Source organism: Clostridium sp. LS3, from assembly GCF_055330225.1.
In genome coordinates, this window is sequence record NZ_CM143921.1 from 2,811,309 (window position 1) to 2,828,515 (window position 17,207).

Below are 17,207 nucleotides of genomic sequence, written 5' to 3' on the forward strand. Positions count from 1 at the left end.
CCTCCTAAATTTATAATCCTACCTTTATAGTTACGTATCCTCTAGGCTTAATTTTAACTTCTTTTGTGATCTCCTCAATCTCTCTTTCATAAAGATTAGTTAATGTTAACTTTTTAAAATCTCCCATTAAACTAACACTCTCCTCTTTATCACTAGGATTAAATAGTCTTAATATATATCCATCTTTTTCATAAGATTCTTTAAATACACTTTGTATTACATTACAATTATCTATTTTAATTAAAGAATATTCCTCTTTATTAACTTCATAATTTAATGGAATTTCAAATCTTTCCAATCTCTCTTCAAAAAGGTTTAAGCTTTGCTTTTGATAAGTTGTGTATCTTTCAATATACTTATCTGCTAGCTTAAATAATTCTTCTTCTGTTGAATCTATCATTGCTATTGCATACTCGAAATTCATTTCCTTAATTAGTTGTGCATCTTCAGTGTAAACAACCTTATTATTTATTCCTGAAGCTCTTCCTGGTCTCCATAGAAGATTATCTTTTCCAAGTACTCCAACACTTCTAAATAGTGTTAGTGCTATCTTTGAATCATCTAAAATCTCAAATTCTTTAATTCCCTTAGCAATAATTCCATAAATATTATTTTCATTCTTTAATGCAACTATATTTTCTAAGGAATATATAGGTACTGGAGCTTCTGCAAAGCCTTTTTCTCTCCATGTATTAAAACATGTGTTTATATTATTTCTCTCAACAAAGGAAAATCCTTCATCACTTAAAGATGTTGTACTGTTTACGTTACTATTTAATATAACTCTTACCCTATGATCCTTAACATTATTATCTATACTGTGTTTTATTCTTATAAATGATTCATTACTTCTAAGCTCTATTTCTGTATTTACAATTACCTCTTCAGCTTTTAAGTTAAATCCTTTATGCTGAATAAACATCTTATTTATGTTTCTAGATTTTTTAACACCTAAAAATATAGCTTCTAATAGAAGTGTTTTTTCATTACTTTCTGCTGGTGAATAATCATAAGAATCACCACAATCTTCAGTATCCTCAAAGTAGAACATATTTTTAATTTCTTCTTTAGTTTTCTTATTAACTAATATAATATTATTATCCTGAACCACTATTTTAAAGCTCTCATTTTCTATTTTATTTTCTTTAATAGATTCTAGAATATTTTCTTTATTTATTGTTCCATCATTAACTACTATAGTCTTATATCCTATAGCTAAAAGCTCCTGATTATTTATAACTACTTCACTTCTATAGTACCCTGGAAGTTCTATCTCCTTTTCGCCCTCAGCTGTTACTACAACTTGTTTTCCCCCGCTTAAATAATCTTGCTTTATTAAATCAAAGCTTACATTGCTTCCATCTAAATTTTCTAGTATAAAGTTTTCTTCTTTAGTGAATATTACTGTTTTGATATTTTCTATTGAGTTTTGCACCTTAGTATTGAAAAGTACAAGTATATTTTCCTTTCCAATCTTATTACTAATTGCTATAGTAATTTGTTTCTTTATTATGTTTATTAATCCTGAACAAATTCTATTTACCTTTTCTAATCTATTTAGAATTTCTCTATTTGTATCATCAGAATTGCATCCACCTATACTATCATGAGCATGCACATCAAATAATAATTTCCACATTATATCTATCCAGGATGTTGGATATTTTAAACCTAAAGATTTTCCTATAACAGCAAGTGGCTCTAAAATATAAAGTATCTTGTTTTCCACGTCATAATTAGCTTTTTTAATATCATATCTTTGAGATTTTATAGTATTATGGATTCTTGATTTTTGACAAGCTATTAACTCTCCTCTTATTTCATTTTCAAAATCAGCATTCCAAGTATCCGCCATAAAATTTTCATAGTTAGATAATATAAATTCATACTTATCTTGTTTTTCATTAAGTTCTTTCACAACCTTTGGAAAGTGCTCTCTAATAAGAACTTGATCTCCACCAGCTGGTAATAAAAGATTATCTGAATCCTTATTTAAATCCTCTAGTTTTTTAAGCATAGGCATAAGCTTTTCTTCTATATACTCTTTATCTGATGATAAAAATTTTCCTGGTCCATATCCTAAGAAAATATTGTTTGCCTTTACAGTCTCTCCATCAGGTGAAGTCCATTTAAAGTTCAAATTTCCCTTTAACTCATCAGTGTACACCCCTCTTTGAAGTACACTATTTTCTATATCAAACTCTCTAAAAATTGAAGGTAAATATTGATTTTGCCCAAAAATATCAGGTAAATATCCTACCTTCATAGAATGACCTAACTTATTTCCTAATCTTGTTCCATATAGTAAATTTCTTATTATAGACTCCTTATTTACTAATAAACTATCAGTTTGAGTATACCAAGGCCCTACAAAGATTCTTCTTTCTTTTATTAATTTTTCTAACTTTTCCCTATCTTCTGGATAAATTTTTAAATATTCATCAACAATTGAAAGCTGAGCATCAAATGTATATGAATTAAATTCTGAATTTTTTTCTAATACATCCATAAGATATGACATATTTTGACTTAGTAGTAGGTTTGAATCCTCTATTGTAAAGTACCACTCCCTATCCCAATGTGAATGTGGTACTACATATACCTTTTTTCTTCTACTCATTCTTATCCTCCTAATTTTACTTCCTAATGAAAGAACTAAAAACTATAAATATAGTTTTTAGTTCCTTATTCATTATTACATTATGTTCTTCTCTTCTTTTTTAATTAAGTAATATCTTATAAATATATTTGCCAAAGCTATAAATAATGTTCCTACTAGTAGCCCTACTATATAAGCCCATAAGTTCTCCACTAAAGGCCATCCCCATATTGCTGGTAATGGATTCCACTGAACTGCACCTAAAGCAACAGCAGTACATGATCCAAATATTGCACCAAGCATATTAATTGGAATAGTTATTAATGGGTTCTTTAACATAAATGGTATAGCTCCCTCACTTACTGCTATAAGTCCTAACATAATTGATGTACTACCAACAACTCTTAAACTTTCATCAAATACTCTTCTCTTAACGACAAATTTATCTAAAACTGTTGCAAGCCCCAACCCTATTGGAGGTATTATTATAGATAATACTCTTCCTGTTAGAGGAAATATGCCATCTGCCGCTAGTCCCATAGCTATAGCTCCAGCTGCCTTATTTACTGGACCTCCAAGGTCAAACGCTGTACAAGCTGCTATTACAGATGTTAATAGTAACGTACTTCCTGTATCAAAAGAAGCTATTAAATTCGATAACCAACCATTTATTCCTCCAAAAATTGGATCTATAAGATAAAAATTCAATATAAATATAGTTAATACTGATATACCAGGTAATAAAAACATTGGTTTCATTGCTTGAAGATTTTTTGGTAATTTAATCTTCTCATTTAAGAATTTACTTAAATAACCTGCAACTAGACCTAATACTAAAGCACCTAAGAATCCTGAAGGTATTCCACCCTTAACTCCCCAGAATGTATAATGTAATCCACCGGCAAAAGCACCTCCTATGAATCCTGGTACAAGACCTGGTCTATCGGCTATTGAATAAGAAACATAAGCTGCAAATACTGGATATATAAACTTAAATATTAATCCACCAAACTTATCTAAATAATGTAAGAATACATACAATTGATTTGAGCTTTCTCCAAGCTGCCCTAAGTTATCTATTTGACCTAGTCCCATAGCCCAAAGCTTTGCTATTCCCATCATAAGACCTGCTGCAACTATAACTGGAATCATATAAGAAATACCAGTCATTACAGCTTCCATCATTTCAGATAAAATTCCCTTTTTCTTTTCATTATCCTTTGATGTGTCTGCTACTTCTCCTCCATTTACCTTTCCTTCTGGGTTTTCTAAAACTCTATTTATTAAAGCCTTAGCATCCTTTAATGGTTCAGCAACTTTTACTTTAACAAAATTTTTGCCATTATATCTTTCAATATTTTTAACAGCTATATCACATGCAAATATTACTCCATCAGCATTTTTTATATCTTCTTTGCTATGCTTATCTTCTATTCCATTAGCCCCTTGCTTTTCAACAAGTATTCTAACTCCCATTTCTCTTCCTGCCTTTTCTAATGCTTCAGCAGACATATATGTGTGAGCAATTCCTGTAGCACAAGCTGTAACAGCTAAAACCGTCTTATTATATTCTTTAACTTCACTATTTTCCTTCTTATAATTTAAGGCTTCAATAAATTCTTTACTATTTTTAGCCTTTTTCAAATTAGTTGTGAAATCTTCATACATTAAAGCCGATGATAATTCAGCTAATAATTTTAAGTGAGTTGATCCTTCTTCAGCTTTTGGAATAGCTAATAAAAATACTAAATCAACATTATTGTCATCAGTAACACTTTCCCAATCCATTATAGGCTTTTCTAATCTTGCCACTGCAAAAGCTGCTTTTTTTACTGTGGTTGACTTACCATGTGGAATAGCAACTCCTCTTTCAAGCCCTGTTGGAGAATGTGCTTCTCTTTCCATAACTGCTTGTAAAAATTCTTCTTTTGATGAAATTATATTATCATCATAAAGTCTTTCTACTAATTTTTTTATTACTTCTTTTTTATTTGAACACTTTTGATTTAAAAGAATAAGATTATTATTGGTCATCTTTTTTAAATCCATCTTCATTCTCTCCTTTTTAATTTTAATGTACATCGCTTTATATCTTTTGCAATCTTTTACAAGCCTATTATTACATACTTATATAAATTTTTGTTATACAATGAAAGTATAATTTTACTTTTTTATATCTAAATGTGTATAATGATTTTAAATATACAATTTTTTTATTTGGAGGTTATATCTATGAGTACTCTTGTTAATTACTTCTCTGATAAGCTAAATAATTTAACTTATGCTGAAAAACATATTTTTTATTATATTGACTCAAACTTAGAAAAATCAAAAAAAGAATCTTTAACTAAAATGGCAGATGAAAACAATGTAAGTACAACTACAATTATTAGAATGTGTAGTAAACTAGGCTTATCAGGCTTTTCAGAGCTTAAATACATATTAAAAACTATTAATATAGATACCAATCCTCATATAGATAACTATATAGAAGCTATCAAAAATAATATAAATCTTTCACTAGATAAACTCTCTATTAATAACATAAATAGATTAGTAAATATGATAAAAGAAGCTAAGAAAATAATTATAGTTTCTGTTGGACTTTCTAAACCCATGGGGGAATACTTCTCTAAACTACTAATGCAAGCTAATAAAAGTAGCTTTTATATATACGAATCTCACATAATTGATCTTCTAGATAAAAGTTCAACTCATGATGATTTAATTATATTTATATCTAATAGTGGAGAAACTCATACATTAACCAATATAGCTGAAAAGTTAAGCTATAGAAATTTTAAAACTGCTGCTATAGTTAATACTCCTGATTCTTCCTTATCTAAACTTGTAGATACTTCTATAAACACTTATTCTGAAAAAAGCAATTTATATGGTTATGATATAACAGCAAGATCTACTCTTTTAATTATTCTTGACGTTATTTTCGCTTATTATATTAACAATACAATAAAAAAATAGCCCGTCTTAATCTATGACAGGCTATTTTACTTTCTCATATGGATCTTTATCTAAATTTTCTTCTATTATTATAAAAGATTCTAATTTATATATTAATCTTATTTTGATCTTATAATAAATACATAAGACATTTTACTATCTCAGCAATAGAAATTCCATTATATAAAAATATATATTATAGCGATATATATTTAAGGTATATGTCTTAGAATATAATATCTAAGACATATACCTCTTAAAAATATAATTTTACTATTTATAAATATTAATCATCGGAATATTATTTAGTACTACTCTTCATCTTCCCATCTTAAGGATCTCTTAACAGCTTTTTTCCATCCTTTATAATACTTATCTACTTGCTCTTTATCAAGCTTTGCATCAAATTCATCAGCCATATGCCAGAATTTCTTAACTTCTTCTTTATCCTTCCAGAATCCTACTGCAAGACCTGCTAAATAAGCCGCTCCTAATGCTGTTGTTTCTGATATTATAGGCCTTACAACCTTTTTACCTAATAAATCTGCTTGGAATTGCATTAAGAATTTATTTCTACTTGCTCCTCCATCTACTTTTATACTCTTAAGATCTGATCCAACATCCTCTTTCATAGCATCTATAAGATCTCTTGTTTGATATGCTATGGACTCAAGAGCAGCTCTCATAAGATGATTTCTATTAGTTCCTCTTGTTATTCCAAATATTGCTCCCCTAGCATACATGTCCCAATGAGGTGCTCCAAGTCCAACAAAAGCTGGTACTATATACACTCCACCATTGTCATCAACCTTAGATGCAAAATATTCAGTATCTACTGAATCATTTACTATTTTTAGCTCATCTCTAAGCCATTGAATAACAGCTCCTCCTACAAATACAGATCCCTCTAAAGCATATTGAACCTTTCCATCAAGACCTATAGCTATAGTAGTTAAAAGACCATTTTTACTTTCTACCATTTCTTCGCCTGTATTCATTAACAAGAAGCATCCTGTTCCATAGGTATTCTTAGCTTCACCCTTTTCAAAACAAGTTTGCCCAAATAAAGCAGCTTGTTGGTCTCCTGCCATACCAGCTATAGGAACTCTTACTCCACCTTTTCCACCAAGATTTGTATCACCATAAACTTCAGAACAATTTCTAACTTCTGGTAACATTGACTTTGGTATATTTAATTCCTCTAAAATTTTGTCATCCCATTTTAACTCTTTTATATTATAAAGCATAGTTCTTGATGCATTAGTATAATCAGTAACATGAACTTTACCATTAGTTAACTTCCATACAAGCCATGTATCTACAGTTCCAAATAAAAGTTCTCCTCTGTCTGCCTTTTCTCTTGCACCTTCTACATTATCTAGTATCCATTTTATTTTAGTTCCTGAAAAATAAGCGTCTACAACTAATCCAGTATTTTTCTTAATATAATCTTCCCATCCATTAGCTTTTAGATTATCACATATATCTGCTGTTCTTCTACATTGCCATACAATTGCATTATAAACAGGTCTTCCTGTGCTTTTTTCCCAAACAATAGTAGTTTCTCTCTGATTTGTTATACCAATAGCTGCTACTTCATCTTGAGTAATATTAGTTTTAGCTATAACTTCCTGAAGTACTCCATATTGAGTAGCCCATATTTCCATTGGATCATGCTCAACCCATCCTTCTTTAGGATATATTTGAGTAAATTCTTTTTGGCTTATTCCTACTATATTTTGTTCCTTATCAAATACAATTGCTCTTGAACTTGTTGTTCCTTGATCTAGTGCTATAATATACTTTCCCATAGTTATCTCTCCCTCATTTTTCAATTTCGAATTTATAATTTAATAATTAAATCAAATACTAAACTTCCAACAACTCCTCCAAGTATAGGAGCTATAACTGGTATTAAAGAATAGCTCCAATCTGAATCAACTTTATTTTTCATAGGTAATATAGCATGTACTATTCTTGGTCCTAAGTCTCTAGCTGGATTTATTGCATATCCTGTTGTACCTCCAAGAGACAATCCTATACCCCATACTAAAATACCTACCAGAAATGATCCCATAATTCCTACTGTTCCTATTATTTCTCCTCCTGAACCTTGGAAGGTAGTTTTAAATACCTCACTATAAGTTATTCCTCTTATACCCAATAATAATATAAAGGTTCCAGTAAATTCACCTACAAAATTATAAAATTTATTTTTTATAGCTGGTGCTGTGCAAAATGTTGCTCTTATATCTTCTCCATTTGAAGTTTCATCATAATGTTGCTTATAGTTAATATAAACAATAAGCATCCCAACCATGGCTCCTAACATCTGGCTTATTATATACATTGGTACTTTTCCCCAAGCAAATAATCCTGATGAAGCTAGTCCAATAGTTACTGCTGGATTTAGATGAGCACCACTCATCCATCCTGTAATATATGCTGCTACTGCTACAGCAAACCCCCATCCTGCTGTTATTACAATCCATCCTGAAGAATTTCCCTTTGTTTTCTTTAGTACTACATTGGCAACAACCCCATTACCTAGTAGAATTAAAATAAGTGTACCTAAGAACTCTGCTAAATATGCTTGCATTTTGCTCTCCCCTTTTATTAAAAATTATTATTTTAAGAAAAAAAACCACATAAAATTGCATGAGCAATCTTATGTAGCTTTTTCTCTTATTCTCTCTTTTCTACATAGACCATATTTCTTTTTTAGTTGTAGATATACATGTCGCACCACACTTTAAGGCTTCCATTACATCTTCCTTATCTGAAATTAATCCCCCTGCTATTAATGGCTTATTAAGACTTAAAGAAAGTTCCTTAATTATTTTGAAAAGTAATCCTGGAAGAATCTCTACAGCATCACACTCATCTACTAAATGATTTTTTATATTTTCTTTAGACAAACTATCTATCATAAATACTCTTTGAACGGCTATAAGTCCAAGTCTCTTAGCTGATCTTATTACTTGAGGCTTTGTACTTATTATCCCTTGGAATTTTGTGTTTTCAATTAAGAATCTCAAAGATACTTCTTTACTTGAAATCCCCTCTATTAAGTCTATATGAATAACACCTATTTTATTACTATTAAATATTTTTTCACTTATATTTTTAATATTTAATATGTTTCCGAATAAAACGAAAATAACTTGTATATCACTCTCTAAAGCTAACTCTAATTCTTTTTCATCTTTTACTGCTGCGACTATAGGATTGTCCTCTAAAACTCTTTTAAAATTACTCATTTTATTCCTCTATCCCTCTATTTTTTGTAATCATTTACAGTACGATATTATTCTATCACGTCATATATTCAATTGTCAATATATCCCTATTTTTATATATTTGTTTATTATTTAACAAAAATGGTTATATCAAAAAAATAATATATTAATTTAAATTAAATTCCTCCCGATAGTAAGCTCTATTTGTCTTATAAATTATGACTTGACTCATAAATAATTAGGATAAAATTTTAACAACTTTTAGATATTTTCTTAAAATATTAATTATAAAAAATAATAAATTAATAAAAAAATTTTGCTAACCTATTTATACTGTAAACAAAAGGGATATTTTCAGCTATAAAAATATCCCTTTTGTCTAATCATTATTAAATTTTGTATTATAAATTAAGAACTTTACTTATTAAGTTACTATATCATCACCATAAATTATTACTCCAAAAGCAAAATTGAATCTTCAGGTATTTTTAAATATAAGTTCTCTTTATTTTTTTTATTATCCCATTCCTCTTTCTTAACTTTATACAATATAACACTGTTATCACTTTTTTCATTAATATTTTTATTTTCAAACATTATGTTATATTCAAATACGTTTTCTACTATCTTAATTATTTTGCATTCCAGAACATTTTTTTCATCCCGTGTGTTAACATCATCAATGATTTTAAAGTTATGAGCTCTAACTCCAACATAATTTATATTTTCAGGTACTATTTTTTCTGTTTCTAAGATGGTATTCCAATCAGTAGCATAAACCCTATTTGAAGAAAGAATTTGGCATTTTGAAATATTTTTGCAGCCTGTAAGTATTGCTGCTTCAAACAATTTTGGTTCTTTAAAAATCTCCTTAGTGTTTCCTAATAAAATTGAATTACCTTTGTCAATAATAGCAATATTTTTACAAAACTTATATACTTCTTCCCTGCTATGAGTAACCATTAAAACTTCTCCATTATACAATTTTAACAATTCTAAAACCTCAGTTTGAAGCTGCTCTTTTAAATATGAATCTAATGCAGAAAATGGTTCATCAAGCATCAATATATCTGGTTTATATATAATGCACCTAGCCATAGCAACTCTTTGTTGCTGACCTCCAGAAAGTTGACTTGGGTATTTCTTTTCTAATCCTTGCAAATGAAATGATTTTATAATTTCATTTACCTTTTTTTCTTTTTCCCTTTTTGAATCTGATAGTGCTATTCCAATATTCTCTTCTACAGTCATGTTCGGAAACAAAGCATAATTTTGAAACAAATATCCTATATTTCTTTCTTGAGGCTTAAGATTAATTTTTTTTTCAGAATCAAATAATACTTTTCCATTAAGTACAATACGTCCTTCATCAGGAGTTTCAATTCCAGCAATACATTTAAGAGTCATACTTTTCCCACTGCCAGAAGCACCTAAAATTCCAAGATACTCTCCATTTGTTTCAAAAGAAACATCAAGAGAAAAACCTTTTAACTTTTTCTTTATATCAACAAATAAACTCATTAAATTCTTCCTTACTTCAAATATTTTCTTTCTCTTAGAGTAAAATAATTTGTTAAAACAACAACTATAAATGATATTATGGTGACAATTAGAACATAGTCAAAAGCGACCCCCATATTCCCTGCTGATACTTCTGCATAAATTGCTAAAGGTAGTGTTCTTGTCTTATTTGCTATGTTTCCTGCAATCATTGCTGTAGCTCCAAATTCTCCAAGCCCTCTTGCAAAGGCTAATATACCCCCTGAAGCAACTCCAGGTAATGCAAGTGGCATCATTATACGCCAAAAAATTTTTTTCTCTGACATTCCTAATGTTCTTGCAGCCATTATTAAGTTTTGATCAACTTGTTCAAATGCACCTCTTGCTGAACGATACATAAGCGGAAAAGATATTACTACAGAGGCTATTACAGTGGCTGCCCAAGAAAAAACTATTTTTACTCCTAAAAAATCTAACAAGAACTTACCTATTGGCCTATTTACACCAAATATAATCAAAAGGAAAAATCCCATTACTGTTGGTGGTAAAACTAATGGTAATGTTAATATACCATCTAAAATCATTTTTATTTTTTCTGACTTTATCTTTACAATAAATATTGCTACAAAAAGTCCTAACAAAAATGTTAAGACCATTGATGCGGTTGCAGTTTTTAAAGAAATTATTATTGGCGATATATCCATTATATTCTCCTATTTATTAGCTGAAAATCCATAAGATTCGAATACTTTGATTGCTTCATCAGATTGCAAGAATTCTGTGAACTTCTTTGCTGATTCTTGATTTTTAGTACTCTTCACTATACCTACTGGATAAATTACTTTAGAAACACTTCCTTCTTTAGCTTCTGTAACAACTTCTACTTTACTATTTGAAGCTGCATCTGTTGAATATACAACTCCAGCATCAGCACTAGCTTCAGCAACCCAATTTAAAACTTCTGTAACATTTGTCCCAAGGCTTGCCTTTGAAGAAACTTGATCCCAAATTTTAAGGTTTTCAAATAATTGTTTTGAATATTGTCCAACTGGTACACTTTCTGGATCTCCAATAGCAATTTTTTCAGACTTTAATATATCCTCAAAAGTCTTTATATCTTTATTACTACCTTTTGGAACAATAAGCACGATTTTATTTTGAAGAAGTTCAACAATAGAACTCTCATCAACCAAACCTTTTTTATTTAATTCATTCATTTGCTTCATTGCCGCTGACATAAAAACATCTATTTCTGCACCTTCTTCAATTTGACTTTGTAACTTTCCTGAACTATCGTAAGTTCCTTGGACCTTAATATTAGGATTTTTTTCTTTAAACATTGGTATTAACTTATCTTCCATACAATTTTTTAAACTTGCTGCAGCTGCAACAGTTATAGTTGTTTCTTTAGTTTGACTATCCTTTACATTTTCTGTAGCTTTATTTTTGCTACACCCAACAGCAAAAAATACTAAACAGCACATACTTAAAATTAAACTTATTCTTTTTTTCATTCTCTATACCCCCATTTATTAAATAATTATAAGTTTAGAAATGTAAAGTTGTTTTAATCTTGATAAAACACAACAAAACCGAACTAAACATAACTAAAATGAATAATTTAAATTATAATGTAAACATTTCCTTATGTCAAATTATTTTCAATTTTAGGTTTATTTACCAATTAAACTAAATTTGAAATCTATAAGATGATATTTAAAACCAAATATATAGTTCTAAAATTTAACAAAAAAGGTAACTCCTAATTGTTATATTTAAATTATTATGTTAAATTATTTTTATATTAAATAATAAAATGAAAAGGTGAATGAAATGAATGAAGATATCTTATATACACCAGATGAAATTGCTCAAAAATTAAAGATAACTAAAAGCACTGTGTACGAAATGATAAAACGTGGAGATTTAGATGCTCATCGTATGGGAAAGCATCTTCGTATATCTAACTCACAATTTGATATTTATCTTTTAAAATCTAAAGGTTATGAAAACAGCTATGAAGCAACCTTAATTCATGAAAATGAAGAAATGTTTGCATATATTAACTCAGTTAAAATTCAAGTTAATACTGAACTAGAAGGAAAAGTAAAAGTTTGTATTCATCCAGAAGATATCATACTAAGTAAAGGTACCTTTATAAGTAGTGCACGAAATGTTCATAAAGGCGTTGTAGCGGATATTATAATAGATGGAAATAGTGCAAAAGTAATTTTAAATGTTGGTATTCCTTTAGTAGCGCTAATAACAAAAAAATCCTTAAATGAAATGGGTATAGAAAAAGGAATGGAGCTTTTCGCCATTTTCAAAACTATGTCTGTAAAAGTTTATAAATAGTATTTTCCTTGTTGTCAATTAATAATTAAATATCTTATTATCAATACTAATACTTTTATAAATATCTATATAAACTTGCTCAACACTAAATCTTTTTAACTAGCTATTGTTTTAACATAAGTTAAAATAAAAAAAGAAGAGTTGCAAAATGGTTAGTACTTAATCATTTTTTAACTCTTCACTTTTAATTTTATTTATTTTTTTCTGATAAATAAGATATTAATTCATCATAATTATTTTCAGCTAATGATTCTCTTGATTTTAAGTCTTTTATTTTATTATTTGAATTTATAATACTTTCATAATTAGATAGAGTTTCTAATATAGCAGACTTAAAAATTGGAATAACCTCTATTATTCTTTTTATTCCATATACATATTCATCATCACTAATGTTATAACACTTAAATAATCCTGAAGTTAATCTTCCATCAGAAAACATGTAAATATACCTATCTTTCATTTCATCAGATAAATCAACTTCAATTTTATGCTTATACAACCTAAATATAGTATCATTTTCTTTTATAAATATAGGGAATATAGTTGAAAAAAGTACTACTACATCCTCTTCCTTATCAACAACTCCAGTAAAATCATGTTCATTAAGCTTTGTTAAAATCTCATCTGTAAATATACAATCTTTTATTTTCTTACTCAGAGTCATTTTTAACTTTTGTTCTTTTCCCTCAATTAAAAAGTTATCAATTGAATTAAATAGTCTACTAATTTTTTTTATATTTTTTTCTGAATTATTCATACTAATACATCTCCTTAAATAATTCAATAGAAAGTCATTACACTACTTTCTTTATATAATTTAATATTATCTATATATACATTTTAGTATATTTAAAATAATTATACAAATTCATTATATAAAACTTATTTAGTAAATTAAAAATATAGTCTTATTTTTCCTCTTTAGGATATAACCTTAATAACTAAATATTTTACAATAGTTATTCACAATAAACATAAAAATATAATTTCCTAAAGAGTAAAAAACCATCATATTACTGATGTTTCTTAGTAGATGCGATGGTACTAATAGTTACCCATCGCATCATTAATTTATATTTTAAACTTATTGACATTAACCATCATCTTTTTGCTCATGTCACTTAACTCATTTAATGATTCAGCAACAACTTTAGTTGAACTAGTCATTTCCTCAGTGGATGCTGATATTTCCTCTGCAGATGCAGATACTTCCTCAGATATAGCCGAAGCCCCTTCTATTTTTTCTAATATTACATCCTTATTCTCATTTAAATCTTCAACTGAATTATTTGCAACATTAATTTTAGGTGTTATTTCATTTACTGCTACTGTTATATTCTCAAATGATTTTATAGCAGTAAATATATTTTTTTCTTGAGTTTGAAGCTCTGACTTAACTGAGTCTGTGGTTTCAACCATTAATTCTGTATCCTTTGATATTTGAGATATTATAGTGGCTATATTTATAGAAGATTCTTTGCTTTGTTCAGCAAGCTTTCTTATTTCTTCAGCAACAACTGAAAAACCACGGCCAGCCTCTCCCGCCCTTGCAGCTTCAATAGCTGCATTTAAAGCTAAAAGATTAGTTTGTTCAGAAATACTATTTATTAAATTAGTTATTTCATTTACCTTTGTTACATTTTTACCAACGCCTTGTGTTTTCAGAATTAAATCATTAAATGCTTTATTAACATTTCTAACTGATTCAATTACATTTTCCATATCATCATTACTATTATTAGCCATAGATTTTATATTAATTGTATTTACATCTACATCTTTTATTATCTTAACCATATCCTCTAACTTTGCGCTAAACTCTTGAAGTATTGCAGTGATATCAACTAAATCTGTGGCTTGATTCATAGTGCCTTTTGAGACATCGTTAATAGCTATTGAGATATTTTTACTTGAAGACAATAGTTCATCCCCTGTTACTGAAAGTTTATCTGTTTGAGTATCAATACCAGTAGAACTTTCCTTTATATCATTTAATATATTAATAATTGAACCTTTCATAACATCTAAGGCTGATGACATCTTACCTATCTCATCTTGTCTATTTAAAAGCTCCTCGGAAATTTCTTTACTTAAATCTCCCTCTGATATTTCTTTTAAATGAATCATTACTCCATCAATAGGTTTACTTATAGATTTTGATATAAGCACTACGATTAATCCACCAATTATTATAAATATAATAGATACTATTGCTATACCTATATTTAAGGTACGTATTTCACTTAAAATTTCATCTGTATCTATTGTTATAGCAGTGGACCAATTTGTAAGCTTTATTGGAGCATATCCAACGTATTTTGATTCACCGTTATAAGTGTAGTCTCCATACCCTGTTTCACCAGCTACCATTTTTTTTTCTATATCTACTATAGATTGAAGAGTTGGGTCTTCTTTTATATTTTCAAAATCGTTATTTTGAGATAATACTAATTCTTTATCTTTATGTGCTATTGTTGTCCCATATTTACTTAGTATAAAAGCTTGACCAGTAGAACCAATCTTAACATCACTAACGAATCTACTAAGTTCATTTCCATCTTTAACAGCTGTGATAACACCTATTACATCTTCATTGAACTTAACTGGGACAGAATATATAACTACAATTTCTCCTGATGCCTTACTAACAATTGGATCAGATACATATGATGTACCTGAAGCAGCATTTTTAAAGTAATCTCTATCACTTGCATTAAAACTAGTTCCATCTGTTCTGCTAGCAGTACCATCTAAGGTAATAAAATTCATTGCTGTATAATTTCTATTTTTAGCTATTGATTTTAAAGTAGAAACTTTATCATTAATAGATATTTTGGGGTCTTTTAAATTATTGTTCTCAGAAATTATTTCTAAAGCCTGAATTTCTGCAATAAGTCCATTTTCAATAGCCTTTGAAGCTTGAACCGAAATTTCTGGTAAAGTTTTTTGAACGGTATTTTTTAATGATATTTTTGATATTAAAGAAGAAATTAAAGAGATTCCTATGCAAATAGCAACTATTAAAGAGATAAAACTTATTAATAATTGAATTTTAATACTTTTAAAACTTACTTTTTCTACTTTCTTTTTCATCTGCCTACCCCCATTAATTTACTTTATTTAAAAGCATACCTTACTTCTATCGATATATAATCTTAAAACTTAATATTATTGATATAATAAAAATGAGTATTATCTAAAAATTCGGATAATACTCACCTTAAATTTAAAGTTAATAATAATTTCTATTAATAAGAATTTTATTGGAGGTACCTCATTACTATAAAAGTAAAATCATAATTTATTTTATATCATGTTTAGTATATCTATTGCATTGATTCTATAACACTTTCAACAAGTGAATCCATATCTATATCATTGTCCTCATTCATAGAGGATACAAGTGAAACTTTATCTTCTAGAACTGTCATTTCTCTCATTTCATCTAGGAACTCACTCATTAACTTACCAGACTTACATGCCCAGGAACCATTTTCAATAATTGCAAAGGTTCTTTTTTGAAGGTTAAGTGCCTTCATATCCATAAGATAATTATGCATAGGTGGATAAATTCCAAGATTATAAGTTACAGAAGCTAAAACCACATGACTAACTCTAAAGGTCTCAGAAATTAGCTGAGATACATGAGTACTTGAAACATCATACATAGTTACATCTTTTATGCCTCTTTCTACAAATTTAGTAGCTAAAGAGGTAGCTGCAGTTTCTGTATTACCATACATTGAAGCATATACTATCATTACTGCTTTTTCTTCTGGTTCATATCTACTCCATTTATCATACTTATCAATAAAATATCCAAGATCTGTACGCCAAACGGGACCATGTAGTGGACAAATCATTTTAATATCAAGTCCACTTGCTTTTTTTAATAATGATTGAACATGAGCTCCGTACTTTCCAACAATATTTGTATAATATCTTCTAGCGTCATCAATCCAATCACGGTCAAAGTCAACTTCGTCATTAAATAGCTTACCATCTAATGCTCCAAAGGATCCAAAAGCATCAGCTGAAAAAAGAACACCGTTTGTAGTATCAAATGTAACCATAGCTTCTGGCCAATGTACCATTGGTGCAGCTACAAATGTTACTTCATGCTTTCCAAAAGATTTTGTATCGCCTTCAGTAACCTCCTCTATTCTCCCATCGATGTCAAATCCAAATTGTCTCATTAATAGAAAAGCCTTCTCAGTGCTTATAATCTTGACATTAGGATAACGTAATATTATTTCCTCAATAGAAGCTCCATGATCAGGTTCCATATGATTTATCACTAAATAATCAAGTGGCCTACCATCAAGAACTGCTTGTACATTTTCTAAAAACTGTCTACAAATTGACCAATCCACAGTATCGAATAGTACAGTTTTTTCATCTAATAGTAAATATGAGTTATATGAAACACCCCTTGAAATTGGATGAATATTTTCAAAAAGAGCTAGACGCCTATCATTACCGCCTACCCAATAAAGGTCTTCCGTTACTTTTCTAACACAAAACATAAATTACTCCTCCTTTTTGCTATA

At 28.8% G+C, this 17,207-nt stretch carries 13 protein-coding genes; 2 read left to right on the plus strand and 11 right to left on the minus strand.

All coding sequences use genetic code 11. The features are described from left to right. Positions 1–10 precede the first annotated feature (10 nt). Entirely contained in the window at positions 11–2,620 is a 2,610-nt protein-coding gene (locus ACZJV1_RS13180; protein ID WP_463650419.1) for a glycoside hydrolase family 38 N-terminal domain-containing protein, read from the minus strand. 75 nt (positions 2,621–2,695) lie between these two features. Beyond that, the gene (locus ACZJV1_RS13185; RefSeq protein WP_463650420.1) at positions 2,696–4,648 is read right to left on the minus strand and encodes a fructose-specific PTS transporter subunit EIIC; all 1,953 of its coding nucleotides are present in this window, start codon (positions 4,646–4,648) and stop codon (positions 2,696–2,698) included. 183 nt (positions 4,649–4,831) lie between these two features. Between ACZJV1_RS13185 and ACZJV1_RS13190 the strand changes: the two genes are divergently transcribed. After that, entirely contained in the window at positions 4,832–5,581 is a 750-nt protein-coding gene (locus ACZJV1_RS13190) for a MurR/RpiR family transcriptional regulator (RefSeq protein WP_411168356.1), read from the plus strand. Positions 5,582–5,871: 290 nt separating this feature from the next. Here ACZJV1_RS13190 and glpK read toward each other — a convergent pair whose 3' ends face one another. The 6 genes from glpK to modA all read right to left on the minus strand — a co-directional run bounded on the left by glpK (position 5,872) and on the right by modA (position 11,813). After that, positions 5,872–7,371 carry a glycerol kinase GlpK gene (gene glpK / locus ACZJV1_RS13195; protein WP_411168357.1) on the minus strand — a complete coding sequence of 500 codons (1,500 nt, stop codon included), beginning with the start codon at positions 7,369–7,371 and terminating at the stop codon, positions 5,872–5,874. Between the two features lie 32 nt (positions 7,372–7,403). Further along, on the minus strand, positions 7,404–8,159 hold the full coding sequence (locus ACZJV1_RS13200) for an MIP/aquaporin family protein (RefSeq protein WP_463650421.1): 756 nt from the start codon (positions 8,157–8,159) through the stop codon (positions 7,404–7,406). A gap of 100 nt (positions 8,160–8,259) precedes the next feature. Further along, positions 8,260–8,820, minus strand: coding sequence for a glycerol-3-phosphate responsive antiterminator (locus ACZJV1_RS13205; RefSeq protein WP_411168359.1), 561 nt, complete (start codon positions 8,818–8,820; stop codon positions 8,260–8,262). Positions 8,821–9,252: 432 nt separating this feature from the next. Next, entirely contained in the window at positions 9,253–10,320 is a 1,068-nt protein-coding gene (locus tag ACZJV1_RS13210) for a sulfate/molybdate ABC transporter ATP-binding protein (protein ID WP_463650422.1), read from the minus strand. An 11-nt stretch (positions 10,321–10,331) separates the two neighbouring features. Continuing rightward, entirely contained in the window at positions 10,332–11,003 is a 672-nt protein-coding gene (modB, locus tag ACZJV1_RS13215) for a molybdate ABC transporter permease subunit (RefSeq protein WP_411168361.1), read from the minus strand. Positions 11,004–11,012: 9 nt separating this feature from the next. Next, positions 11,013–11,813 (minus strand): molybdate ABC transporter substrate-binding protein, encoded by an 801-nt coding sequence (gene modA / locus ACZJV1_RS13220; protein WP_463650423.1) that lies wholly within the window; start codon positions 11,811–11,813, stop codon positions 11,013–11,015. A gap of 319 nt (positions 11,814–12,132) precedes the next feature. On the opposite strand from modA, the gene ACZJV1_RS13225 reads away from it, so the two are divergent. Further along, positions 12,133–12,654, plus strand: a complete 522-nt coding sequence (locus tag ACZJV1_RS13225) for an excisionase family DNA-binding protein (protein WP_411168363.1) — start codon at positions 12,133–12,135, stop codon at positions 12,652–12,654. Between the two features lie 190 nt (positions 12,655–12,844). On the opposite strand, the gene ACZJV1_RS13230 is transcribed toward ACZJV1_RS13225, so the two are convergent. The 3 genes from ACZJV1_RS13230 to ACZJV1_RS13240 form a co-directional block, all read right to left on the minus strand. Then, positions 12,845–13,414 (minus strand): hypothetical protein, encoded by a 570-nt coding sequence (locus ACZJV1_RS13230; protein ID WP_411168364.1) that lies wholly within the window; start codon positions 13,412–13,414, stop codon positions 12,845–12,847. Between the two features lie 314 nt (positions 13,415–13,728). Further along, positions 13,729–15,750: a methyl-accepting chemotaxis protein gene (locus tag ACZJV1_RS13235; protein ID WP_463650424.1), complete on the minus strand. Its 2,022-nt coding sequence runs from the start codon at positions 15,748–15,750 to the stop codon at positions 13,729–13,731. Between the two features lie 233 nt (positions 15,751–15,983). Continuing rightward, on the minus strand, positions 15,984–17,183 hold the full coding sequence (locus tag ACZJV1_RS13240; protein ID WP_463650425.1) for an FprA family A-type flavoprotein: 1,200 nt from the start codon (positions 17,181–17,183) through the stop codon (positions 15,984–15,986). Positions 17,184–17,207 lie beyond the last annotated feature (24 nt).